Below are 23,617 nucleotides of genomic sequence, written 5' to 3' on the forward strand. Positions count from 1 at the left end.
GGGGCCCTCATGGCGACGGACAAGCCCGCGGAGACGTCCGGGGACGCGGCGGCCGGCATACAGGCGGCCCACGACCGTTGGCAGCGCATGTGGAGCCACCGTGAGCACCTGCTGAAGGTGGCACGGCGCCGGTCGATGAGCCCGGAGGACGCCGAGGACGCCGTGCACGAGGCCATGCTGCGCGCCGCCGAGCGCCCGGACCTCGACGACGACCGCCTCGGCGCCTGGCTGACCACCGTGACCATGCGGCTGTGCGTCGACCGGTACCGGCAGGTCAACCGGGAGGCCGAGGTGCGCAGCAGCCCCACCCTCGCGGCGCCGGTCCCGGTGCCCGTCGAGGAGGCGGTGTGCGACCGCGCCGAGGCGAAGTGGGTGGCGGTGCGCAGCGGTGAGCTGCCCGCCCGTCAGGCGGAGGCTCTGCGGCTGAGGTCGCAGGACCTGGACGTCGGCCAGGTCGCCGTGCGGATGGGCCTGAGCTACCGGACCGTCGAGTCGCTGCTGGCCCGGGCGCGGCGCACGCTGCGCGCCTCGCTGGCCGGGACGCTCGGGGTCGCGCTGTTCCTCATCGGGCGCGGCCGGCCGCGCGCGGGCGGCAAGGCGCAGGCGGCGGGGGTCACCTCGACGGCGGCGACCCTGGTGGTCGCGGGGCTGGTGCTGCCGTTCACGCTCCACTCGGACGGAGGCGGGGGCGGCACGGGCACACCCTCGTGGCGGGCGCCGGTGTCCAGCGGCACACGGGCGTTCCGGACCGACGACTCCGGACAGGCGCCCGACCCGGCGGTGCGGCGGCCCTCGCCCACGGCGTCCGCGGCCCCGCGCGGTGGCGCGACGGCTCCGGCGACCGGCGGAACGTTCCTGCCGCTGTCCGTGCCGTCGCTGCCCGAGGTCCCGCCGTCCCCGCTGGCGGGGTTGCCGGCACCGGAGGTGCCCCAGGTGCCCGCGGTTCCGAAGGTTCCGGACCTGCCGGGCTCCTCCGCCCTTCCGTCGCTCCCGCCGCCTCCGTCACCCGCATCCGTCGGGCCCCTCCCGTCGCCCCGGGCGAAGCCGGACACGTCCGCCGTGCCGTCCCCCTCGCTCTCGGCCCCCGCACCGGACGCGTCCACCGGAGCACTGCCGTAGGGCCTCTCTTCCGGATCTCGCCGGGGGCGCGGGGGCCTCGGACGGCACCGTCGCGCGGAGCAGGCCCGACCCGGAGCAAGGGCCCTGGCCCGCCGAACGCCCCGTCAAACCAGCCCGCGAAAAAAATTCGCCGGCCTCGCGACGGACGCCCCACCCCTCCCCGTAGAGCAGGTGTACGAGCTGCTGCCGCGGGCGAAGGGTGTACCGGATGGGTGTCGAGATCTGTGTGGAAGGACTGACCAAGTCCTTCGGTCACCAGGTCATCTGGCAGGACGTCTCGCTGACCCTGCCTGCCGGGGAGGTCTCGGTCATGCTCGGCCCCTCGGGCACGGGCAAGTCGGTGTTCCTCAAGACGCTCGTCGGGCTCCTCAAGCCGGACCGCGGATCGGTCCGGATCGCGGGCCGCGACATCACCAGGCTGCGTGAGCGCGACCTGTACGAGGTGCGGAAGTTGTTCGGCGTGCTGTTCCAGGACGGCGCGCTGTTCGGCTCGATGAACCTGTACGACAACATCGCCTTCCCGCTGCGCGAGCACACCCGCAAGTCCGAGAGCGAGATCCGGCGGATCGTGCTGGAGAAGATGGACATGGTCGGGCTGCTCGGCTCCGAGGGGAAGCTGCCCGGCGAGATCTCCGGCGGGATGCGCAAGCGCGCCGGACTCGCCCGGGCGCTGGTGCTCGATCCGGAGATCATCCTCTTCGACGAGCCGGACTCCGGCCTCGACCCGGTGCGCGTGGCGTACCTGAACCAGCTGATCGTCGACCTCAACGCGCAGATCGACGCGACCTTCCTGATCGTCACGCACGACATCGCCTCGGCCCGCCAGGTGCCCGACCACATCGGGCTGCTGTTCCGGCGCGAGCTGGTGATGTTCGGTCCCCGCGAGCAGTTGCTGACCAGTGACGAGCCGGTCGTCCGGCAGTTCCTGAACGGCCGGATGCAGGGTCCGATCGGCATGGCGGAGGAGAAGGACGCGGCCCAGGTCGAGCAGGAACTCGCCGAGCTGGACACCCCCGCGAAGACCCCCGGCGGCGAGGCGATGACTCCCCGCCTGCTGCCGGGCCCGGGCGTCTCCCGGCCGCCGCGATGGGAGGCCATCGCGAGACGGGAGGACGAGCTGCGGCGGAAGGAGGTGAGGAGCGCGTGAGCCTGTCCCCGACCGGAGCGCTGCGGCAATCGGGCAACCTGTTCGCGATGGCGCTGGACGTCGTCCGGGCCCTGCCCCGACGGCCCTTCCAGGCAAGGGAGTTCATCCAGCAGGCGTGGTTCGTGGCGAGCGTCACCATCCTGCCCACGGCCCTGGTGTCCATCCCCTTCGGCGCGGTCATCGCCCTGCAGATCGGCAGCCTGACCCGGCAGCTGGGCGCCCAGTCCTTCTCCGGGGCCGCCTCGGTGCTGGCCGTCCTGCGCGAGGCCTCGCCCATCGTCACCGCGCTGCTCATCGCGGGCGCGGGCGGCACGGCGATCTGCGCGGACCTCGGGGCGCGCAGGATCCGCGACGAGATCGACGCGATGCAGGTGCTCGGCATCGACCCGATCCACCGGCTCGTCGTCCCCCGCGTGCTGGCCTCGATGGTGGTGGCCGTGCTGCTCAACGGCCTGGTGTCGGTCGTGGGCGTGGCGGGCGGCTATTTCTTCAACGTCGTCCTCCAGAACGGCACGCCCGGCGCGTATCTGGCGTCGTTCACCACCCTCGCCCAGCTGTCGGACCTGTGGGCGGCGGAGTTCAAGGCGCTGGTGTTCGGGGCGATCGCCGCGATCGTCGCCTCCTACAAGGGGCTGACCGCGCAGGGCGGTCCGAAGGGGGTCGGCGATGCCGTCAACCAGTCGGTGGTGATCACCTTCATGCTGCTGTTCGTGACCAACTTCGTGATGACCGCGGTGTACTTCCAGGTCGTCCCGCAGAGGGGTTGAACGATGTCACTTCTCGAACGCCCCCTGCGCTCCCTGGAGGAGCTGGGCACCCAACTCTCCTTCTACGGACGCTCGCTGGCGTGGACGGGGCGTACGCTGCGCCGCTACAAGAAGGAGGTCCTGCGGCTGCTCGCCGAGGTGAGCTTCGGCCGGGGCGCGCTCGCCGTCGTGGGCGGCACGGTCGGCGTGATCGCCTTCCTGTCGTTCTTCACCGGCACCGAGGTCGGCCTGCAGGGCTACGCGGCGCTGAACCAGCTCGGCACGTCCAACTTCGTGGCGTTCCTCTCCGCGTACTTCAACACCCGGGAGATCGCCCCGCTGGTGGCCGGGCTCGCCCTGTCGGCGACGGTCGGCGCCGGCTTCACGGCCCAGCTCGGCGCGATGCGGATCAGCGAGGAGACCGACGCGCTGGAGGTGATGGGCGTCCCCTCCCTGCCGTTCCTGGTGACGACCCGGATGATCGCCGGATTCGTCGCCGTGATCCCGCTGTACGTGGTCGGGCTGCTGTCCTCTTACCTGGCCGCCCGCACCATCACCACCGGCTACTACGGACAGTCGACCGGCACCTACGACCACTACTTCCACCAGTACCTGCCGCCGGTCGACGTGCTGTGGTCCTTCGGCAAGGTGATCGTCTTCGCGGTCCTGATCATCCTGGTGCACTGCTACTACGGCTACCACGCGAGCGGCGGGCCCGCCGGGGTCGGGGTCGCGGTGGGACGTGCGGTGCGCACCTCGATCGTCGCCGTCAACGTCCTGGACTTCTTCCTGAGCCTGGCGATCTGGGGCGCCAGCACGACCGTACGGATCGCGGGGTGACACGGGTGAGAGCGCTGAGACTCAGGCTGTACGGGATCGTCTTCCTCGCCGTGCTGGCGCTGCTGCTGTCGCTCGCGGTGGCCGTCTACCGGCAGGCGTTCACGCCGGTCGTGCGCATCACGCTGGAGGCCGGCACGCTCGGCAACCAGCTCGATCCGCGGGCCGACGTCAAGCTGCGCGGGCTGCTGGTCGGCGAGGTGCGCGCGGTGCACGCGGACGGCGCGAAGGCCACGCTCGACCTCGCGCTCCAGCCGGAGTACGTCCGGTACATCCCGGCGGACGTGCACGCCCGGCTGCTGCCCAAGACGCTGTTCGGCGAGAAGTACGTCGACCTCGTGGCCCCCGCCGGCTCCACGGCCCGGGCCGTGCGCGCCGGGGACGTCATCACGCAGGACCGCACGAAGGCCGGCATCGAGGTGCAGCAGCTGATGAACGACCTGCTGCCCCTGCTGCGGACCGTCCGGCCGGGTGAACTCAACGCCACCCTCTCTGCGTTCGCGACCGCGCTGGAGGGCCGCGGGGACCGGATCGGCGACAACCTGACCCGGGTCGACGCCTACCTGCGACGACTGAACCCGCATCTGCCGTCCCTCAAGGAGGACATCTCGCGCCTCGCCGACGTGGCCCGGGTGTACGGCGACGCCGCCCCCGACCTGATGAACATCCTGCGCAACACCGTCACCACCAGCCGCACCATCGTGGAGAAGCAGGACCGGCTGGCCGCCGCACTGCGGAGCACCGCGACGGTCGCGGGCACCGCGCGGGACTTCTTCGACACCAACGGCGACCGGCTGATCACCCTCGGCCGGGTCTCCCGCCCCACGCTGGAGCTCTTCGCCCGCTACTCCCCCGAGTACCCCTGCCTGCTGAACGGCCTGGTCCGGCAGGAGCAGGTGTCGGAGGACGCGTTCCGCGGCGGCGAGATGCGGATCACCCTCGAAGTCGTCCGCCCGCAGGGCGCGTACCGGCCCGGCGAGGAGCCGCGCTACGGCGAGCGGTCGGGGCCGGACTGCCGGGGCATGCCCCATCCGCAGGTGCCCGGACCAAAGCCCAGACTCGACGACGGCACGTCGTCCGGCGGTTCGGACGGCTCACCGCCCGGAGGTTCCCCCGTGTCCTCGACCGCGGCCGAACAGCGCGCCGTCGCCTCACTGGTGTCCCCCGTCCTGGGTGTCCCCGCGGACCGCGTGCCGCCCGTCACGACCCTGCTGTTCGGGCCGCTGGCCCGGGGAACGGCGGTGAGCGTCGCATGAGGACGAAACGCCGTACGGAGACGAGCCGGGCCCGGCGAACCGCCGCGCCGCTGGTCAAGTTCAGCCTCTTCGCGCTGGTCACGATCGTGGCGACGGCTCTGCTCGCCGCCACGATCGTCAACGTCTCCTTCACCCCCGAGGACACGTACCACGCCGTGTTCAGCGACGTCACCGGCCTGGAGAAGGGCGACGACATCCGGGTCGCCGGGGTGCGGGTCGGCCAGGTCGAGGACATCGGGATCAAGGACCGGACGCTGGCGGAGGTCACCTTCACCGTCGCCGCGAACCGCCCCCTGCTCACCAGCACCCGCGCGGTCGTCCGCTACCGCAACCTGGTCGGGCAGCGGTACGTGGCGCTGACCGAGGGCGCGGGCGACGGCACCCGGCTGCGGCCGGACGGCACCATCCCGCTGTCCCGGACCCAGCCCGCGCTGGACCTCAACGCGCTGCTGAACGGCTTCAAGCCGCTGTTCGCCGCGCTCAGCCCGAACGACGTCAACCAGCTCGCCACCGAGATCATCCGGACCCTGCAGGGCGAGGGCGGCACGGTGAACAGCCTGCTCGCGCACACCGCGTCGCTCACCACGACGCTCGCGGACCGCGACCGGCTCATCGGCTCCGTGATCGGCAACCTCAACACGGTGCTGGCGACGCTCGACAAGCGCGGTGCCCGCTTCTCCGGACTGCTCACCCAGCTGCGCCGGGTGATCTCCGGGCTGTCCGCCGACCGCAAACCCATCGGTGACTCCCTGGCGAACATCGGCGACCTCACGGACGCCACCTCGGGGCTGCTGACGGACGCGCGTCCGGCGCTGAAGGACGACATCGCCGGGCTGAACCGGCTCACCGGAACCATGAACAGGAACGAGAAGACCGTGGAGGGCGTGCTGAAGCGGCTGCCGAACAAGCTCAACGCGATGACGGGGACGGCGTCCTACGGCTCGTGGTTCAACTTCTACCTCTGCGACTTCGACGGCCGCATCGTGCTGCCGAAGACGAAGCAGGTGCTCAGCCCGGAGTTCCATGTGGCGCAGGCGAGGTGCGGCGGATGAGCGTGCGCAGTCCGCGGGGCGGCTCCCGGCGCCCGCGCCCCGAACCGCTGTTCACGGTGAAGGTCCTGCCGCCGAAGCTCCCGAGGCCGAGACTGCCCAGGCCTCGTGTCCCTTCGCGCGGCGGCGGACGGGCCCGCCCCCAGCCTCTGTTCACGGTGAAAGTCCTGCCGCCGAAGCTGCCGATGCTGCCCAAGCCGAAGCCGAAGCCCAAGCCGAAGCCGGCCGGCCTCGGCGCCCCTTCGGGCGGCAGCCGGCGTCCCCGCCCCGAACCGCTGTTCACGGTGAAGGTCCTGCCGCCGAAGCTGCCCGACCTCCGGCTGCGCCGGCCGCGGCTGAAGCCCTTCCGTGAGCGCAACCCCGTGGTCGTCGGCGCCGTCGGCCTCACCGTCCTCGCGCTGCTGACGGTCGCCGCGTTCAACGCCGACAGCCTGCCGCTCATCGGCGGCGGGAAGACGTACAGCGCGGCCTTCTCGGAGGCGGGCGGGCTCAAGCCCGGGGACGAGGTGCGGATCGCCGGGGTCAAGGTCGGCAAGGTGGACGGCGTCGACCTGGACGGCGACCACGTCAAGGTCACCTTCAAGATCAAGGGCGACCCGGCGATGGGCACCACGACCGGCGCGGCGATCCGGGTCAAGACGGTCCTGGGTGCCAAGTACCTCGCCCTGTATCCCAAGGGACCCGGCCGGCTGCGGCCGGACAGCGAGATCCCACTGGGCAGGACGGTGTCCGCGTACGACGTCGTCGAGGCGTTCAGCGACCTGACGACCACGACCGAGGAGGTCGACACCCGGCGGCTCGCCAAGGCACTGGACACGATCTCCACCACCTTCCAGGACTCGCCCGCGGAGGTGCGGGCGTCCATCAAGGGACTGTCGAGGATCTCCCGTACCGTCGCCTCCCGCGACGCGGCGCTGCACGACCTCCTCGACCACGCGCACGGAGTGACCGGCGTACTGGCCGCGCACACCGAGGACTTCTCCGCGCTGGTGAAGGACGGCGACAAGCTGTTCAAGGAGATCAGCAGGCGGCGCGCGGCGATCCACCGGCTGCTCAAGAGCTCCGCCCTGCTGGGCATCGAGCTCTCCGGACTGGTCGAGGACAACCGCGAGGAGATCGGGCCCGCCCTGAAGAACCTCGACACCTTCGTCACCATGCTCGAACGCAACCAGGCGAGCCTCGACCGCAGCGTCGAACTGCTCGCCCCCTACATCCGGCTCTTCACCAACACCCTGGGCAACGGCCGCTGGTTCGACTCGTACATCCAGAACCTGGTCGCCGCCCCGGTCGTGCCGCGGTCGGGAGGCTCGCGATGACCCCACGCCTGCCCGCCCGCCGCACCCTGGCCCTGCTCACCGCGCTCGCGGTCGTCGCCGCGCTCGCCGTGGTGCTGTGGCCGCACTCCACACCCGTACGCGTCACCGCGTACTTCCCGCGCACGGTCGGCATCTACCCCGGCTCGGACGTCCGCGTCCTCGGCGTCCCCGTCGGCCGGGTCGAGAGGATCGTGCCGGAGGGCGACCGGGTGCGCGTGGAGCTGTCGTTCGACGAGGGGCGCAAAGTTCCCGCCGACGCGCGAGCCGCCATCATCAACTCCTCGGTGGTCAGCGACCGTTACGTGCAGCTGCTGCCCGTGTACCGCAAGGGGCCGGTGCTGCGGGACGGCGCCGTCATCCCCGAGTCGCGCACGGCCGTCCCCGTCGAGCTGGACCGGATCTTCGACAGTCTGCACACCACCGCCGACGCGCTCGGCCCGAAGGGCGCCAACAAGGACGGCTCCCTCTCGCGCCTGCTCGGGGTGAGCGCGGACAACCTGGACGGCCAGGGCAGGAACCTCAACCAGACGGTCGAGGACCTCTCCCGGGCGGTCACCACGCTCTCCGACGGGCGGGGCGACCTGTTCGGCACCGTGCGCAACCTGCAGGTGTTCACGGCCGCGCTGGCGGCCGACGACAAGAGCGTACGGTCCTTCGACACCAGCCTCGCCGAGGTGGCGAAGCAGCTCTCCGGGGAGCGCAAGGACCTCGCGGCGGCGCTGCTGCACCTGGGCACGGCGCTCGGCGAGGTGTCCGACTTCGTGCGGAACAACAAGAAGTCGCTGACGTCGGACGTCAAGGGCCTGAGCAAGGTCACCAAGGTCCTCGTCACCCAACGCGCAGCTCTGGAGGAACTGTTGACGGTCGCCCCCGCCGGCCTGTCGAACCTGCAGAACGCCTACAACCCGGCGGCCGGCACGCTCGACACCCGCAACAACGCGCAGGGGCCGCAGGACCCGGCGTCCCTGCTGTGCTCCCTGCTGCGGACGACCGGCGACACGGGCGGCCGGAACCCGAGCTGCGCGGAGCTGCGCAAGCTCTTCGACTCCCTGCCCGAGGTACCGCCGGCCCCGGCGGCGACCGGCACGGTGGACCGGACGCTCGGCGGAATCCTGGGGGCCCGGGCATGAGCGCGCCGCGCCGGGCCGGGGTGGCCGCGTGGACGGCGGCCGGCTCACTGCTGCTGACGGGCTGCTCGTTCAACGGCTGGTACGACGTCCCGCTCCCCGGCGGGGCCGCCGCGGACGGCCACGCCTACCACGTCACCGTCGAGTTCCGGGACGTCCTCGATCTGGTGCCGCAGTCGGCGGTCAAGGTGAACGACGTCACCGTGGGCGCGGTGGAGAAGGTCGAACTGGTCGGCTGGCACGCGCGGGTGCGGCTGCGCGTCGCCGACTCGGTGAGGCTGCCCGCCAACGCGGTCGCCGGCCTGCGGCAGACCAGCATGCTGGGCGAGAAGTACGTGGCCCTGGCCGCGCCGGCCGACACCCCGCCCGTCGGACGGCTCCGCGACGGCGCCGTGATCCCGCTGTCGCGCAGCGGCCGCAACCCGGAGATCGAGGAGGTGCTGTCCGCCCTGTCCGCCCTCCTCAACGGCGGCGGCGTGGCCCAGCTGAAGACGATCACGGTGGAGCTGAACAAGGCCCTGGCCGGCCGGGAGAACCGGGTCAGGTCCCTGCTGAAGCAGCTCGACACGTTCATCGGCGGACTCGACGAGCAGCGCGGGGAGATCGTCCGCGCGCTCAAGGGCGTCGACCGGCTGGCCAAGCGCCTGAAGAAGGAGCGGAAGACCATCGCCCGGGCCGTCGACACGCTGCCGCCCGCGCTGAAGGTCCTCGCCGACCAGCGCCGGGACCTGACGAAGATGCTCACCGCCCTGTCGGACCTCGGCAAGACGGGCACAAGGGTGGTCAAGGCCTCGCGGGACGACACCGTGGCCGACCTGGAACAGCTGCGGCCGATCCTGTCGCAGCTCAACAAGGCGGGCGACGACCTGCCCAACTCGCTGGAGATGCTGACCACATACCCGTTCCCGCGCAACGCCGTCGACGCCGTCAAGGGCGACTACGTCAACCTGCGGATCAACGCCGACCTCGACCTGGCGGGCATCTACGGCAACCTCACCGACAAGCCCGGCAAGGGCGGCTCCGGAAAGGGGCCGGGCCCGGCGCCCTCGCTCCCGGGCCTCCCCGGCACGCCGGGCCTGCCGAGCGTTCCCGGCCTGCCGACGCCCACGCCCCTGCCGAGCACCCCGGGCCTGCCGAAGGTGCCGAAGCCACCGACGAGTTCCCCGCCGGCGACGGACGGCGGGGGCGGGTCCCTGTGCCCACCGGTGTGCACTTCGGGCTACGACACCGCGGGCTACGGCACCGCTGGGGACGAGCGCCGCCTCCCGCCGGGGATCGACCTCGCTCTCGCCGCACTCATGCTGAAGGGGATGCAGCCGTGATCACACGTACGGTCAAGGCCCAGTTGCTCGCCTTCGCCGCGGTCACCGCCGTCGGGGTGTCGTACGTCGGTGCCGAGTACACGGGCCTGGCGGACCGCGTCCTCCACCGCGGCTACACGGTACGGGCCGACTTCGCCGAGTCCGGGGGCGTGTTCCCCGGCGCCGAGGTCACCTACCGCGGGGTGCCGGTCGGGCGCGTGGCCGCTCTGCGGCCGACCCGCTCCGGGGTGTCGGTGGCTCTGCGGATCCAGGACGGCAAGCCGCGGATCCCGGCCGACGCCCTGGCCGTGGTCGCCGACCGCTCGGCGGTGGGCGAACAGTACGTCGACCTCCAGCCCCGGCATCTGGGCGGCCCGTACCTGAAGGACGGGAGCCCCATCCCGCGCGGGCACACCCGGACCCCGCTGCCCGTCACCGACCTCGTGCTCAGCCTGGACCGGCTGGTGAACTCCGTGGGCAAGGACGATCTGCGCACCACCGTCGACGAACTGGGCAAGGCCTTCGCCGGCACCGGGCCGCGGCTCGGCCGCCTGGTCGACTCCGGCAACGCGCTCGTCGAGTCGGCGTCGGACTCCCTTCCGCAGACGGTCTCGCTGATCGAGGACTCGCGCAAGGTGCTCAAGACACAGGCCGACCAGGGCTCGGCGATCAAGTCCTTCTCCCGCGACCTGGCGACGCTGACCGCGCAGGTGAAGTCGAGCGACGGCGACCTGCGCCGGCTGATCGGCAACACGGCGCCCGCCGCCGAGCAGATCGACTCGCTGCTCAGGTCCACCCGGCCGCAGCTGCCGGTGCTGCTGGCCAACCTCATCAGCGGCGGCCAGGTGACCCTGGCGCGGCTGCCCGGGGTCGAACAGGCCCTGGTCACCTTCCCGGTGGTGGTCGCGGGCAGCTACACGGTCCTGCCCGGCGACGGCACCACGCACTTCGGGCTCGTCGTCAACGCCGGCGACCCGCCGGCGTGCACCCGGGGCTACGGGACGCGGCGACGCGACCCCGCCGACACGAGCACGCGGGCCGCGAACACCGGCGCCCGCTGCACGGCACCGCGCGGCAGCGCGACCTCGGTGCGCGGCGCGCAGAACGCGCCCGGCGCGCGAGCTGGTTCGGGTACGGCGAACCAGTCCGCGTACGTCACCCCGTACGACCCGGAGACCGGCACCGCCACCGGCCCGGACGGGACGCCCGTCGAGATCGGCTCGACGGGCGGCGAACGGACCACGTTCGGAAAGGAGTCGTGGCAATGGCTGCTCGTCGGGCCGATGGCCTGAAAGCCGACGGCAAGGAAGCCCGCACGGAGACCGAGGGCACGGACATCGAGGACACGAAGGCCGAGGGTGCGAACGCCGGGGGGCCGGACACCGAGGGCACGGAGACCAAGGTCAGGAAGGCCGAGGGCAGGAATACCGGAGGCGTGCGGCGGGACCGCCGCAGGCTGCTGCTCGCCGGACTGGTCGGCGTGACCGTCCTGACGGCCGTGCTGTCGGGCTGGCTGGGCGTGCGGCTGTCCGAGCGGCGCGCGGACGAGCAGCGCCGCCAGGACGTCCTGGCCGCGGCCCGCCAGTCGGCGCTGAACTTCACCTCGCTCGACTACCGCCACTACGGCCGGGACAGCGGGAACGTGCTGAAGGACGCCACCGGCGACTTCAAGAAGCAGTTCGCCGCGCAGACCGCCGAGTTGACCAAGCTGGTCGCCCGGAACAAGTCGGTGTCCGAGGGGCAGGTCCTCGAAGCGGGCATCGTGCGGTCCGACGACCACGCGGCCCGGGTCCTGGTCGTCGCGGACAGCAAGGTGACCAACACCGCCGTGCCCGAGGGGCAGGCACGCACCTACCGGCTCCAGCTCGACCTCGTGCGTCAGGGCGGCCGCTGGCTGACCTCCGGCGTCGAGTTCGTGGGCTGACCGCGCCGCGTCCCGTACCACCAGGCAGCACCAGTGAGGAGAACGACCGTGGCGAACCCGACGACCCGGACCCGAGGAGCCGGCGCCCCCGCACGGCGCACCATGACCGCGGCCGCCCGCGCGGCGGCCAAGCGTGCCGCGCGGGGGGAGCGCCCGGAGCCCGAGGCGCGCCCGGAGCGCCCTGGGCACGAGGGGAGCGAGGAGCGCGACACGCCCGTCGCCGCCGAGGACGACTCGACGGCGGAGGCGGACACAGAGGCACAGTCAGGGGCGGCGGCAGGGGCAGCGGCGGAAACGGAAGCGCACGCCGAGGCCGAGCCCGAGACGGAGACAGACGCGGAGCCGGAGGGCGCGCCCGCCTGGCGGCCCGGGCGGCGGCTGCTCACCGGGGCGCTCTGCGTTCTGCTCGTGGCGGGCCTGGTCGCCGTGGCCGTGCTCGGGTGGCGGTACCGGGAGGGGCGGCGGGCGGACGAAGCCAGGACCGAGGCGCTCGCGGCCGCGCGGAAGGCGGCACCGGTCGTGCTGTCGTACGACTACCGGCACCTGGACCGGGACTTCGCCCGGGCCCGCGCCAGCCTGACCGGGGCCTTCCGTCAGCAGTACCTCAAGACCACGCGGACGGTGGTGGGCCCGACCGCGAAGAAGTACCACGGCGTGGTGAAGGCGACGGTGGCGGCGCCCTCGGACGGCGGCGACCCGGCGGCCTCGGTCGTGTCGGCCGCACCGGACCGGGTCGTCGCCCTGCTCTTCGTCAACCAGGTCACCCGGAGCACTCAGGTGGACGGTTCCCGGCTGGACCTCAACCGGGTGCGGATGACGCTGACCCGCACCCCGTCGGGCTGGAAGGTGAGCGCCGTGGACGCGCTCTGAACCGGGAGCCGGCCTCCCTCCCACCTCCGGTGCCCCCGCGCGGCTCGCGCGGGGGCACTTCTGCGTGCGCGCTCTTGACAGCCTTCCCGAGCCGACGGCAGGATTTCCATTAAGCAGAATGTTGTTTCCGCGATACGGAACAGGAGCGGTGCCCCGATGGGATTCGCAGACCAGCGCTTCAACGTCAACCTGTCGATCCTCTTCACGGAACTCCCGCTCCTGGAGCGCCCGGCGGCCGCCGCCGCGGCCGGCTTCACCGCCGTCGAACTGTGGTGGCCGTGGATCGACACCCCCACCCCCGAGCGGTCCGAGCTCGACGCGCTGAGGAAGGCGATCGAGACCGCGGGCGTGCGGCTGACCGGCCTGAACTTCTACGCCGGACGGCTCCCGGGCCCGGACCGCGGCGCCCTGTCGGTCCCCGGTGAGGAGTCGGAGAGGTTCCGCGCGAACATCGAGGTGGCCGCCGGCCTCGCCGAGTCGCTGGGGTGCGGGGCGCTCAACGCGCTCTACGGCAACCGCGTCGACGGCGTGGACCCGGCCGAGCAGGACACGCTCGCGCTGGAGAACCTGGTCCTCGCGGCCCGGGCCGCCGACCGGATCGGCGCGATCCTGCTGATCGAGGCCCTGAACCGGCCCGAGTCGCCGCTGTACCCGCTGGTGTCGGCGCCGGCCGCGGTGGAGGTGGTCGACCGGGTCAACGCGGCGACGGGTCTCGGGAACGCGAAGTTCCTGATGGACCTGTACCACCTGTCGATGAACGGCGAGGACCTGCCGGCGGTGATCGAGCGGTTCGCCGCGAGGACCGGGCACGTGCAGATCGCCGACAATCCCGGCCGCGGCGCCCCGGGCACGGGTTCGCTCCCGCTGGAGGACCTGCTCGACCGGCTGCGGAAGGCCGGATACGACGGCTGGGTGGGCCTGGAGTACAAGCCGGGCGACCGGCCGAGCGCCGAGTCCTTCGCCTGGCTGCCGACCGAGACCCGCGCCGCCCGCTGAGCGCCGACCCCACGACACAGCAGACCAGTCAGAGAGGCACCCGTATGGCCACCCTTCCCAAGATCGCCTGGATCGGCCTCGGCATCATGGGCTCCCCCATGTCCGAGAACCTGGTCAAGGCGGGTTACGACGTCACCGGTTTCACGCTGGAGCGGGAGAAGCTGGACCGTCTGGCCGCCGCCGGCGGCACCGCGGCCGGCTCGGTCGCCGAGGCCGTCCGGGACGCCGATGTGATCATCACGATGGTGCCCGCGTCCCCGCAGGTCGAGGCCATCGCCTACGGCCCGGACGGGATCCTCGGCAACGCGCGTCCGGGCGCCCTGCTGATCGACATGTCCTCGATCACCCCGCAGACCTCCATCGACCTCGCCGCCGCCGCCGGGGAGAAGGGCATCCGCGTCCTGGACGCCCCGGTGTCGGGCGGTGAGGCCGGCGCGATCGAGGCCGTACTGTCGATCATGGTCGGTGGTGAGCGGGCCGACTTCGACGCGGCGAGGCCGATCTTCGAGGTGCTGGGCAGGACCGTCGTGCTGTGCGGTCCGCACGGCTCGGGGCAGACGGTGAAGGCCGCGAACCAGCTGATCGTGGCCGTGAACATCCAGGCGTGCGCCGAGGCCGTGGTGTTCCTGGAGAAGTCGGGCGTGGACCTGAGGGCGGCCCTGGACGTCCTCAACGGCGGGCTGGCCGGCTCGACCGTGCTGACCCGCAAGAAGGACAACTTCCTAGACCGGGACTTCAGGCCCGGCTTCCGTGTCGACCTGCACCACAAGGACATGGGCATCGTCACGGACGCCGCCCGCACCGTGGGCGCGGCCCTGCCGGTCGGCGCCGTGGTGGCCCAACTGGTCGCGTCCCTGCGCGCCCAGGGCGACGGCGGCCTGGACCACTCCGCCCTGCTGCGGGCCGTGGAGCGCCTCTCCGGCGCCCGGATCTGACCCGGAGCCCCCAGAACTCCGGGTGGCGCCGCCGCCGACACCTGTCCTGTCGCGCCCAGGCGGCGGCGCCACCCGGAACCATCCGCGACCGACCGGGGCCGCGGACCGAGGACTGAAGTCCCCCAGACCGCGCGGAGTCCGACGGAGGTCGTGACTCCCCGCGCAGCCCGCGCGGTCCCCCGGCGACCCGGACGAGGGGTGGCCGGGCGGTGGCCGCGTGGGCAGGGCGAGGACCGCGGCGGTGTGCGAGCCAGTGCGGTGGTGAAGGTCCCGGACCGTCCTCTCGACCAGAGGGAGGACGGCTTCCGGAGCCGTCGCATCCGCCGCGGTCCCAGCCCTTTCCGTCCCCTCCGCCGTGCGCCACGTGCACCACGTAGGCCATGTACGTCACGCACACCTCGTACGCCATGCACGCCTCGTACGCCAGGTGCGAGGCCCCCCCGGCCCCGTCCGGCGGCGCGAATGTCCTGTCGCGCCCAGCCTCGCGCCGTCGGACGGCCAGAACCGGCCACCTGACCGGGCACCTCACCGGCCGCGAGCGCCGGACGCGGAGGACAGCCCGCGTCCGGGCTTTCCGGCGTCCTCCGGGGTGCGGATCCGGGCCGCCCGCAGCAGCCTGAAGGCATGGACAGCCCCGCGCAGCATCCGCACATCGTGGTCCACGCCCCGGCCTTGGACGGCTCCCGGCGGGTCACCGAGGGCGAGGTGACCCTCGGGCTCGCGTCCCATCTGGACGACGTCGTCGAGATCCTCCGGCTGGCGGACCTGGACCGCATCGAGGTGGAGGAGAGCGATCTCATCGAGTGGCAGGGCGGCGGCCCGGACGACTGGCCGGGCCTGACGGAGCACGACGACCTCTGAGCCCCGCGCCCGGGACGGGCCCCCGCCTCGGCACGGGGGCGGCGGTGTGCGTGCGCCCCCAGCCCCGCGTACGGCGGTGTGCGTATCCCGGCTACGGCATGCTCAAATCAACCTCTGAACCCGGCGGAAGACGCTTCGAGCACTGCCCGCGCAGGGAACATTCACCTCACACGGGGCCCGCCGGCACGGGGGCGGCGGGCCCCGCGCCACGTGGGGGGTCTCATGGACGGCGTGCCGGCGAACCAACTCGGGCCACACGAGATCGCGTTGCTGCGCGGCGGTTCCCGCGCCGCCGTCCAGGTCTGCGTCCTCGCCCTCCATCTGTACGGCACCGTCGGCGCCGGACGCGGCGGCACGATGCGGGTCACGGTACGGTCCCCGGGCGCGGCAAGGGAGTTGCCCGTCCTTCCGCCGCTGACGAGGGCGGTGCACGCGGCGCTGTACCGGCCCGCGGGAATGGGGCAGTTGCTGCAACGGCGTGGCGTGGTCCGGGCCCTCGCCGCCCTGCGGCGCGACCTCCGGGCCGCGGGGCTGCTGCGCGCCGTCCCGCCCGGCCGCACGGCCCGCGGCCGGCGCGCGCTCCGCGCCCTGCGCGGGGACCATCCGCTGCCCGCGGCCCGGGCCGGCCTGTCCCCGGACGCCGTGCTGCTCGCGGTCGCCCTGTACGGCGACCGGGCCCTGACCTCGCTCGTGCCGCGCTTCACGCGGGAGGCCGGGCTCGTCGGGCGCGGCGGCACCACCGAGCGCGCGTTGCCGGAGTCCTGGAGCGGCGGGGGCGGGGACGGGGTCGGCTCCGGCTGCGGCACGGTGTGACCGGAGCCGGAGCCGGAACCGGGACGGCGGGCGGGCGGCGTCGGCGCGGAAGGGCGGCCCCCGTACAGGGTGAGCCGCCCTTCGCCGCGCCCGGCTGACGCACCACCAGTTCTACGGCTTCAGCGTCCTGATGGAGGTCGGCGCGTGGCCCGGCTCGGTCGCGATCTCCTCGAACTCGACGACGTCGCCGATGTCGTTGGTCGTCGACATCGAGATGTTGGTGACCCGCTCCAGGACGGCCTCCACGACGACCGGCACCCGGTACTCGGCGGCGAGCTTCTTGGCCTGCTCGAAGGCCGCGCCGAGCTCGCCGGGGTCGGTGACGCGGATCGCCTTGCAGCCGAGGCCCTCGGCGACCTTGACGTGGTCGACGCCGTAGACGCCCAGCTCGGGCGAGTTGATGTTCTCGAACTCCAGCTTGACCTGGAAGTCCATGTCGAACGCCCGCTGCGCCTGGCGGATCAGGCCGAGGTAGGAGTTGTTCACCAGGACGTGGACGTAGGGGATCCGGTGCTGGGCGCCGACGGCCAGTTCCTCGATCATGAACTGGAAGTCGTAGTCGCCGGAGAGGGCGACGACCTGCGCCCCCGGGTCGGCCTTCGCCACCCCGAGCGCGGCCGGGACGGTCCAGCCGAGCGGCCCCGCCTGGCCGCAGTTGATCCAGTGCCGGGGCCGGTAGACGTGCAGCATCTGGGCGCCGGCGATCTGCGAGAGGCCGATGGTGGAGACGTACCGCGTCTCCGGTCCGAAGGCCTTGTTCATCTCCTCGTAGACGCGCTGCGGCTTGATCGGGATGTCGTCGAAGTGGGTACGGCGCTGGAGCGTCGCCCTCTTCTCCTGCGTGGACGCCGCCCAGGCGGAACGGTCGGGCAGCCCGCCCCGTGCCTTCACCTCTCGTGCCACGTCGACGAAGAGCTCCAGCGCGGCCCTCGCGTCGGAGGCGATGCCGTAGTCGGGGGCGAAGATCCTGCCGATCTGGGTGGGCTCGATGTCGACGTGCACGAAGGTGCGGCCGGCCGTGTAGACGTCGATGCGGCCGGTGTGGCGGTTGGCCCAGCGGTTGCCGATGCCGAGGACGAAGTCGGACTCCAGGAAGGTCGCGTTGCCGTAGCGGTGCGAGGTCTGCAGGCCGACCATGCCCGCGTTCAGCTCGTGGTCGTCGGGGATGGCGCCCCAGCCCATCAGGGTGGGGACGACCGGAGTGCCCGTCAGCTCGGCGAACTCCACCAGGAGTTCGCAGGCGTCGGCGTTGACGACACCGCCCCCGGCGACGATCAGCGGCCGCTCGGCGGCGTTCAGCATCCCGAGCGCCTTCTCGATCTGCGCGCGGGTGGCGGCGGGCTTGTAGACGGGGAGCGGCTCGTAGGTCTCCGGGTCGAACTCGATCTCGGTCTGCTGGACGTCGACCGGAAGGTCGATCAGGACGGGGCCCGGGCGGCCGGAGCGCATCAGATGGAACGCCTGCTGGAAGACGCCGGGGACCTGCGCCGCCTCCAGGACGGTCACCGCCATCTTGGTCACCGGCGTGGCGATGGAGGCGATGTCGACGGCCTGGAAGTCCTCCTTGTGCATCACGGCGGTCGGCGCCTGGCCGGTGACGCACAGGATCGGGACGGAGTCGCCGATGGCCGAGTACAGGCCGGTGATCATGTCGGTGCCGGCGGGGCCCGAGGTGCCGATGCAGACGCCGATGTTGCCGGGGTGCGTACGGGTGTAGCCCTCGGCCATGTGCGAGGCGCCCTCGACGTGCCGGGCGAGGGTGTGGTGGATGCCGCCGGAGGCCTTGAGCGCCGCGTAGAAGGGATTGATCGCCGCGCCCGGCACCCCGAAGGCGTCGGTGACGCCCTCGCGCTTGAGGATCTCAACTGCCGCGCGGGCAGCGGTCATTCGAGCCATCGAGTACTCCTGCTCCGGCTGTCGGATTCGCACTCCGTCGCGCCCCGCGGAAGCTTCTTCCGTATAGTGGAAATTACTTTCTACGATCTGGAATCAATGTAGGCGGGGCGGGTGAAGGGCGTCAAGAGACGGCGACCCGGGGGCGGGCGGTACGTGAAGCGGCGGACAGACCGGGGGCGGCTGGAGCACGATGGGACCGCTCCCTCGATCCGACGTCCTGGAGTGGGCCCATGCCCGAGAGCGTGCCGGTGCGCTGCCCGGCCTGCCGGCGCGAGCACGTCTACACCGCGCCGTCCTATCCCTGCGCGTGCGGGGCGCCGGTCGCCCCGTCGCTGGACCGGGGCGCGCCCGCCCCGGTCGCCCACCGCGTCTGGGACGAGGACTGGATCACCGTCCGCTGCGGATCGTGCGGCCGCCGCGACCAGTGGCCCCGCCCGGAACTGGGCTGCTCGTGCGGGACGTTCCTGCGGATCCCGCTGAGGGAGGCGGCACCGGCGGCGGAGTCCGCGCCCACCGAGAGCGTCCCCGCCGCCCCCGCTCCCCCGCCGCGCCCCGCCTTCCAGCCCGTCACGATCCGTACCGCACGTGACGCGGTCACCGCCGCCGCGCTCTATCTGCGCTGGCTCGGCTACGAGGACATCCGCCGGTCCGACCGGCGGCCCCCGGCCGGCGTCGGCCTCGCCGCCCGGGGCCTGCTCGCCCAGGTCGACCCGGCGGTGCGGCCGGCCTCGCTGCGGGACGTGGAGTGCCTGTGGCTGACGGCGATGACGGAGTCCGCGGGCTGCGCCTACTTCTCCCTGGCCGGTTACACCGACGACGCCCGCGGCCGCGCCGACGCTCTGGGCATCCCGCTCTTCGTCCTCGACCTCACGGGCACCCCACAGCCGGTGAACGAACCGGCCGACGCTCTGCACACCACGGGCGCCTGAACGGCCACCGCACCGGCAGGGGCGGGACCCCGGCAGCCTTGTGCGCCACCGACTGCGCACGCGACCGGGGCCCGCCGTCGAGCACGTGTCTCATGCTCCCTCGGATACGGTTCACACCCCGTACTTCTCCCGCAGCTCGACCTTGCGCACCTTTCCCGACACCGTCATCGGGAAGGCGTCCAGGACGCTCAGCCGGGTCGGGACCTTGTAGTGTGCCAACTGCCCCTCGCAGAAGACCCGGACGTCCTCCAGCGTCAGCGGGTCGGCCGGGTCGAGCGGGATGACGCAGGCGAGCACCTCCTCGCCGTACCGCTCGTGCGGCACGCCGACGACCTGCACGTCGCGGATCTTCGGGTGGCCGTAGAGGAACTCCTCGATCTCGCGCGGGTAGATGTTCTCCCCGCCCCGGATGATCATGTCCTTGATCCGGCCGACGATCTCGACGTACCCGTCCTCGCGCATCACCGCGAGGTCGCCGGTGTGCATCCAGCGGGCCGGGTCGACGGCCTCGGCGGTCTTCTCCGCCTCGTTCCAGTAGCCGAGCATCACGCTGTAGCCGCGGGTGCACAACTCGCCCGCGGTGCCGCGCGGCTGGGTCACCCCGGTCACCGGATCGACGATCTTCACCTCGATGTGCGGCAGCACCCGGCCGACCGTGCCGGTGCGGTGGTCGAGGTCGTCGTCCATCCGTGTCTGGAGGGAGACCGGGGAGGTCTCGGTCATGCCGTAGCAGATGGAGACCTCCGCCATGTGCATCTCGGCGACCACCCGCTTCATCACCTCCACCGGGCAGGGCGAGCCCGCCATGATCCCGGTGCGCAGCGAGGACAGGTCGTAACCGGCGAAGTCCGGGAGGTTCAGCTCCGCGATGAACATGGTCGGGACGCCGTACAGCGAGGTGCAGCGCTCCTGTTGCACGGCCTCCAGCGTGGCCTTCGGCTCGAACGACGGCGCCGGGATGACGATGCAGGCGCCGTGCGAGGTCGCCGCGAGGTTGCCCATCACCATGCCGAAGCAGTGGTAGAAGGGCACGGGCAGGCAGACCCGGTCCTGCTCGGTGTAGCCGACCGTACGCCCCACCCAGTATCCGTTGTTGAGGATGTTGTGGTGGGAGAGCGTGGCGCCCTTGGGGAAGCCCGTGGTGCCAGACGTGTACTGGATGTTGACCGGGTCGTCGCAGCTCAGCTCGGCCGCGGCGGCGGCCAGGCGTTCCGGCGGCACCGAGGCGGCGCCGGCCGTCAGCGCGTCCCACGACGGGTCGCCTATGTAGACAGTTTCCCGCAACTCGGGGCATTTGCCGCGAACTTGGTCGACCAGCGCCCGGTAGTCGCTGCTCTTGTGGGCCTGGGAGGCGATCAGGACCGAGATGCCCGCCTGCCGGAGGACGTACTCCAGCTCGTGGGCGCGATAGGCGGGGTTGATGTTCACCATGATCGCGCCGATGCGGGCGGTGGCGTACTGGACCAGCACCCACTCGGGGCAGTTGACCGCCCAGATCCCGACCCGGTCGCCCTTGGCCACTCCCTTGGCGAGCAGTCCGAGGGCCACCTCGTCGACCGCCGGGCCGAACTCGGCGTAGGTCCAGCGGCGTCCGGAGGGCACGTCGACGAGCGCCTCGCGGTCGGGATACGCGGCGACCGCCCGGTCCAGGTTGGCGGCGACGGTGTCGCCGAGCAGCGGCGTGGCGCCGGTCCCGTGGCTGTACGACGGCTCGCTCACCGGAAGTCCTCCTCGCGGTACTCCTCCTCCGAGCCGGCGGCCGTGGCCTCGCGCAGCTCGATCCGGCGGATCTTGCCGGAGACGGTCTTGGGCAGCGCGCCGAACTCCAGGCGGCGGACGCGCTTGTAGGGGGCGAGGACCTGGCGGGAGTGCTCGAAGAGCACCTTGGCGGTGTCGGGGCCGGGATCCCAGCCCTCCGCCAGCACGACGTACGCCTTCGGCACGGCCAGGCGCAGCGGGTCCGGCGCGGGCACGACGGCCGCCTCGGCCACCGCCTCGTGCTCCAGCAGGGCGCTCTCCAGCTCGAAGGGGGAGATCTTGTAGTCCGAGGCCTTGAAGACGTCGTCGGCGCGGCCGACGTAGGTGATGTACCCGTCCTCGTCCCGGGAGCCGATGTCCCCGGTGCGGTAGTAGCCGCCCGCCATCGCCTCGGCCGTGCGGTCCGCGTCGCCGTGGTAGCCGGTCATCAGCCCGGCCGGCCGCTCGGACAGGTCGAGCGCGATCTCGCCCTCGTCGGCGCCCGGCGCGCCCGAGACCGGGTCGAGCAGCTCGACGCGGTAGCCGGGGCTGGGCCGTCCCATGGAGCCGGTCTTCAGGGGCTGGCCGGGGCTGTTGGAGACCTGCACGGCCGTCTCGGTCTGCCCGAAGCCGTCCCGGATGGTCACCCCCCAGGCGCGCCGCACCTGCTCGATGACCTCGGGGTTCAGCGGCTCACCGGCGGCCACGACCTCGCGGGGCGGGGTGCCCAGTTGGCTCAGGTCGGCCTGGATGAGCATGCGCCACACGGTCGGCGGGGCGCAGAAGGTGGTGACCCCGGCGCGCTCGATCTCCCCGATCAGCCGGACCGCGTCGAAGCGGGTGTAGTTGTGGATGAAGACGGTCGCCTCGGCGTTCCACGGCGCGAACAGGTTCGACCAGGCGTGCTTGGCCCACCCCGGTGAGGAGATGTTGAGGTGCACGTCCCCGGGCCTCAGGCCGATCCAGTACATGGTCGCCAGGTGCCCGATCGGGTACGAGGTGTGGGTGTGCTCGACCAGCTTGGGGCGGGCGGTGGTGCCCGAGGTGAAGTACAGCATCAGCGGGTCGTCGGCGAGGGTCGGGCCGTCCGGCACGAACTCGGCGGGGGCCGCACGGGCGTCCTCGTACGGCTCCCAGCCCTCCTCGGGCAGGCCGCCGACGCAGACGCGGGTGTAGGTGCCGGGGACGTCGGCGAACTTGCCGGTGTCCTCGGCGCGCACGATCACGTGCTTGACGTGGCCGCGCTCGACCCGGTCGCGCAGGTCGGCGGGCCCGAGCAGCGGGGTGGCCGGGATGACCACCGCGCGCAGCTTCATCGCGGCCAGCGCCGTCTCCCAGAGTTCGGCCTGGTTGCCGAGCATGACGAGGATGCGGTCCTCGGCGGCGACGCCCCGCGCGTGGAGCCAGTTCGCGACCCGGTTGGAGCGCTCGGCCATCTCGGCGAAGGAGATCCGGGTCTCGGTGCCGTCCTCCTCGACGATGTGCAGGGCGGTGCGGTCGTTCCCCTCGGCGACGACGTCGAACCAGTCCAGCGCCCAGTTGAAGTGCTCGGGGCGGGGCCACTCGAAGCCCGCGTAGGCCGTGGCGTAGTCCTCGCGGTGTTCCAGCAGGAAGTCCCGCGCCCTGCGGAAGACCTCGGTCGCCGTCGTCATCCGTCCTCCTCGCTCCCGTGGTGCCGGACCATTGCCGGGCGGCTCTCTGCCATCGTGTAATCCGTGATGGAGGTCTCACTACCCCCGAACGGGGGTGTGGGCTCGCACAGGGGCCGCGACGAAGGGGCGAGCGGGTGACATCGGACGCGTCCGCAGCGGTGGACATTCGGGGCGCGCTGCTGCGGCTGCGCCGGACGACGGGGCTGCCGGTCGCCTTCGGCGGGGTGGTGGAGTCCGGCCGGCCGCGGGTGCGGATCACCGAGCTCAGCGGCACGACGACGCTCGCGCTCAGCGCCCTCGCGGTGACCTCGGGCAACGGTCTCGGCGGCAAGGCGGTGGCCCTCGCCCGCCCGTGCGCGGTGACGGACTACTCCTCCTCCCGGCAGATCAGCCACGAGTACGACGTCCCGGTCGCCGCCGAGGGGCTGCGCTCGGTGCTGGCGGTGCCGGTCGTGGTGCGGCGCCGGGTGCGCGGGGTGCTGTACGGCGCGCTGCGCACGGCCCAGCCGCTCGGCGACCGCACGCTGAGCGCGGCCGTGGAGGCGGCGCGGGACGTGGAGCAGGCGCTGGTGGTGCGGGAGGAGGCGCGGGGGCTGCTGGCGGCGGTGCGGACGGCCCCGGACCCCGACGCCGCCGGCGTCGTCCGGGAACAGGTCCGGGAGGCCCACGCGGCGCTGCGCGCGCTGGCCCCGCGGATCACGGACCCGGCGCTGCGGGCCGAGCTGCTGGACGCGTGCGCCCTGCTGACGGGCGTCGCCCCGGCGTGCGGGGTGGGTCTGGCGCCCCGGGAGCTGGACGTCCTGGCCTGTGTGGCCGCCGGGGCGACGAACGCGACGGCCGCCGCCCGCCTCGGGCTGAGCCCGGAGACCGTCAAGGGCTACCTCCGCTCGGCGATGCGCAAGCTGGGCGCCCACACCCGGGGAGAGGCGGTGGCGGCGGCCCGCCGGGCCGGGCTGCTGCCGTAGGACCGGGCGCCGCGGTACACCGGTGCCGCCCCGCCGGACGTCGTGCGCGGAGTACGGTGGGGCGGGGCGTGGGAGTGGTGGCGGCGGGGTTGTCGGTGCGCGGTTCGTATTCATTCGGCGGTGCGGTGAATTCACCGCGAC

General features: G+C 72.6%; 21 protein-coding genes. 18 read left to right on the top strand and 3 right to left on the bottom strand.

Annotation, left to right across the window (positions count from 1 at the left end):
- Nucleotides 1-9: 9 nt before the first annotated feature.
- From ACIQ9G_RS16705 to ACIQ9G_RS16780, 16 genes are all read left to right on the top strand, one after another.
- Nucleotides 10-1,119 carry a sigma-70 family RNA polymerase sigma factor gene (locus ACIQ9G_RS16705; protein ID WP_403609544.1) on the top strand — a complete coding sequence of 370 codons (1,110 nt, stop codon included), beginning with the start codon at nucleotides 10-12 and terminating at the stop codon, nucleotides 1,117-1,119.
- Nucleotides 1,120-1,327: 208 nt separating this feature from the next.
- Nucleotides 1,328-2,266, top strand: a complete 939-nt coding sequence (locus ACIQ9G_RS16710; RefSeq protein WP_403609546.1) for an ABC transporter ATP-binding protein — start codon at nucleotides 1,328-1,330, stop codon at nucleotides 2,264-2,266.
- On the top strand, nucleotides 2,263-3,033 hold the full coding sequence (locus tag ACIQ9G_RS16715; RefSeq protein ID WP_392192482.1) for an MlaE family ABC transporter permease: 771 nt from the start codon (nucleotides 2,263-2,265) through the stop codon (nucleotides 3,031-3,033). Before ACIQ9G_RS16710 ends, ACIQ9G_RS16715 begins: the two co-directional genes overlap by 4 nt.
- Before the next feature lie 3 nt (nucleotides 3,034-3,036).
- Complete coding sequence (locus tag ACIQ9G_RS16720) at nucleotides 3,037-3,852, top strand: ABC transporter permease (protein WP_356195560.1); 816 nt, start codon at nucleotides 3,037-3,039, stop codon at nucleotides 3,850-3,852.
- A gap of 5 nt (nucleotides 3,853-3,857) precedes the next feature.
- On the top strand, nucleotides 3,858-5,105 hold the full coding sequence (locus ACIQ9G_RS16725; RefSeq protein ID WP_403609548.1) for an MCE family protein: 1,248 nt from the start codon (nucleotides 3,858-3,860) through the stop codon (nucleotides 5,103-5,105).
- A complete protein-coding gene (locus ACIQ9G_RS16730; RefSeq protein WP_392192480.1) occupies nucleotides 5,102-6,157 on the top strand; it encodes an MCE family protein in 1,056 nt (351 codons plus the stop codon). The genes ACIQ9G_RS16725 and ACIQ9G_RS16730 overlap by 4 nt, the downstream gene beginning before the upstream one ends.
- Nucleotides 6,158-6,489: 332 nt before the next feature.
- Nucleotides 6,490-7,470 carry an MCE family protein gene (locus tag ACIQ9G_RS16735; protein ID WP_403610057.1) on the top strand — a complete coding sequence of 327 codons (981 nt, stop codon included), beginning with the start codon at nucleotides 6,490-6,492 and terminating at the stop codon, nucleotides 7,468-7,470.
- On the top strand, nucleotides 7,467-8,600 hold the full coding sequence (locus ACIQ9G_RS16740; RefSeq protein ID WP_403609551.1) for an MCE family protein: 1,134 nt from the start codon (nucleotides 7,467-7,469) through the stop codon (nucleotides 8,598-8,600). Before ACIQ9G_RS16735 ends, ACIQ9G_RS16740 begins: the two co-directional genes overlap by 4 nt.
- Nucleotides 8,597-9,919, top strand: a complete 1,323-nt coding sequence (locus ACIQ9G_RS16745; protein WP_403609554.1) for an MCE family protein — start codon at nucleotides 8,597-8,599, stop codon at nucleotides 9,917-9,919. The genes ACIQ9G_RS16740 and ACIQ9G_RS16745 overlap by 4 nt, the downstream gene beginning before the upstream one ends.
- Nucleotides 9,916-11,190 (top strand): MCE family protein, encoded by a 1,275-nt coding sequence (locus tag ACIQ9G_RS16750; RefSeq protein WP_403609557.1) that lies wholly within the window; start codon nucleotides 9,916-9,918, stop codon nucleotides 11,188-11,190. The genes ACIQ9G_RS16745 and ACIQ9G_RS16750 overlap by 4 nt, the downstream gene beginning before the upstream one ends.
- The gene (locus tag ACIQ9G_RS16755) at nucleotides 11,163-11,822 is read left to right on the top strand and encodes a hypothetical protein (RefSeq protein WP_403609560.1); all 660 of its coding nucleotides are present in this window, start codon (nucleotides 11,163-11,165) and stop codon (nucleotides 11,820-11,822) included. The genes ACIQ9G_RS16750 and ACIQ9G_RS16755 overlap by 28 nt, the downstream gene beginning before the upstream one ends.
- Nucleotides 11,823-11,870: 48 nt before the next feature.
- Nucleotides 11,871-12,692: a hypothetical protein gene (locus tag ACIQ9G_RS16760; RefSeq protein WP_403609562.1), complete on the top strand. Its 822-nt coding sequence runs from the start codon at nucleotides 11,871-11,873 to the stop codon at nucleotides 12,690-12,692.
- A 156-nt stretch (nucleotides 12,693-12,848) separates the two neighbouring features.
- On the top strand, nucleotides 12,849-13,688 hold the full coding sequence (locus ACIQ9G_RS16765; protein ID WP_403609564.1) for a TIM barrel protein: 840 nt from the start codon (nucleotides 12,849-12,851) through the stop codon (nucleotides 13,686-13,688).
- Between the two features lie 44 nt (nucleotides 13,689-13,732).
- Nucleotides 13,733-14,623: a 2-hydroxy-3-oxopropionate reductase gene (locus ACIQ9G_RS16770; protein ID WP_403609566.1), complete on the top strand. Its 891-nt coding sequence runs from the start codon at nucleotides 13,733-13,735 to the stop codon at nucleotides 14,621-14,623.
- Between the two features lie 624 nt (nucleotides 14,624-15,247).
- On the top strand, nucleotides 15,248-15,484 hold the full coding sequence (locus ACIQ9G_RS16775; protein WP_403609569.1) for a hypothetical protein: 237 nt from the start codon (nucleotides 15,248-15,250) through the stop codon (nucleotides 15,482-15,484).
- A 210-nt stretch (nucleotides 15,485-15,694) separates the two neighbouring features.
- The gene (locus ACIQ9G_RS16780; RefSeq protein WP_403609572.1) at nucleotides 15,695-16,297 is read left to right on the top strand and encodes a TIGR04222 domain-containing membrane protein; all 603 of its coding nucleotides are present in this window, start codon (nucleotides 15,695-15,697) and stop codon (nucleotides 16,295-16,297) included.
- Between the two features lie 111 nt (nucleotides 16,298-16,408).
- Here ACIQ9G_RS16780 and gcl read toward each other — a convergent pair whose 3' ends face one another.
- The gene (gene gcl, locus ACIQ9G_RS16785) at nucleotides 16,409-18,193 is read right to left on the bottom strand and encodes a glyoxylate carboligase (protein ID WP_403609574.1); all 1,785 of its coding nucleotides are present in this window, start codon (nucleotides 18,191-18,193) and stop codon (nucleotides 16,409-16,411) included.
- Nucleotides 18,194-18,423: 230 nt separating this feature from the next.
- Here gcl and ACIQ9G_RS16790 point away from each other — a divergent pair, with 230 nt between their 5' ends.
- Nucleotides 18,424-19,122 (top strand): hypothetical protein, encoded by a 699-nt coding sequence (locus tag ACIQ9G_RS16790; RefSeq protein ID WP_403609576.1) that lies wholly within the window; start codon nucleotides 18,424-18,426, stop codon nucleotides 19,120-19,122.
- 111 nt (nucleotides 19,123-19,233) lie between these two features.
- On the opposite strand, the gene ACIQ9G_RS16795 is transcribed toward ACIQ9G_RS16790, so the two are convergent.
- Both ACIQ9G_RS16795 and ACIQ9G_RS16800 read right to left on the bottom strand, forming a co-directional pair.
- Entirely contained in the window at nucleotides 19,234-20,841 is a 1,608-nt protein-coding gene (locus ACIQ9G_RS16795) for an AMP-binding protein (protein WP_403609578.1), read from the bottom strand.
- Nucleotides 20,838-22,511, bottom strand: a complete 1,674-nt coding sequence (locus tag ACIQ9G_RS16800) for an AMP-binding protein (protein WP_403609581.1) — start codon at nucleotides 22,509-22,511, stop codon at nucleotides 20,838-20,840. The genes ACIQ9G_RS16795 and ACIQ9G_RS16800 overlap by 4 nt, the downstream gene beginning before the upstream one ends.
- Nucleotides 22,512-22,645: 134 nt before the next feature.
- On the opposite strand from ACIQ9G_RS16800, the gene ACIQ9G_RS16805 reads away from it, so the two are divergent.
- Nucleotides 22,646-23,476, top strand: coding sequence for a response regulator transcription factor (locus ACIQ9G_RS16805; RefSeq protein WP_403609583.1), 831 nt, complete (start codon nucleotides 22,646-22,648; stop codon nucleotides 23,474-23,476).
- Nucleotides 23,477-23,617 lie beyond the last annotated feature (141 nt).

This window comes from Streptomyces sp. NPDC096152 (genome assembly GCF_044763235.1).
Taxonomy (GTDB): domain Bacteria; phylum Actinomycetota; class Actinomycetes; order Streptomycetales; family Streptomycetaceae; genus Streptomyces.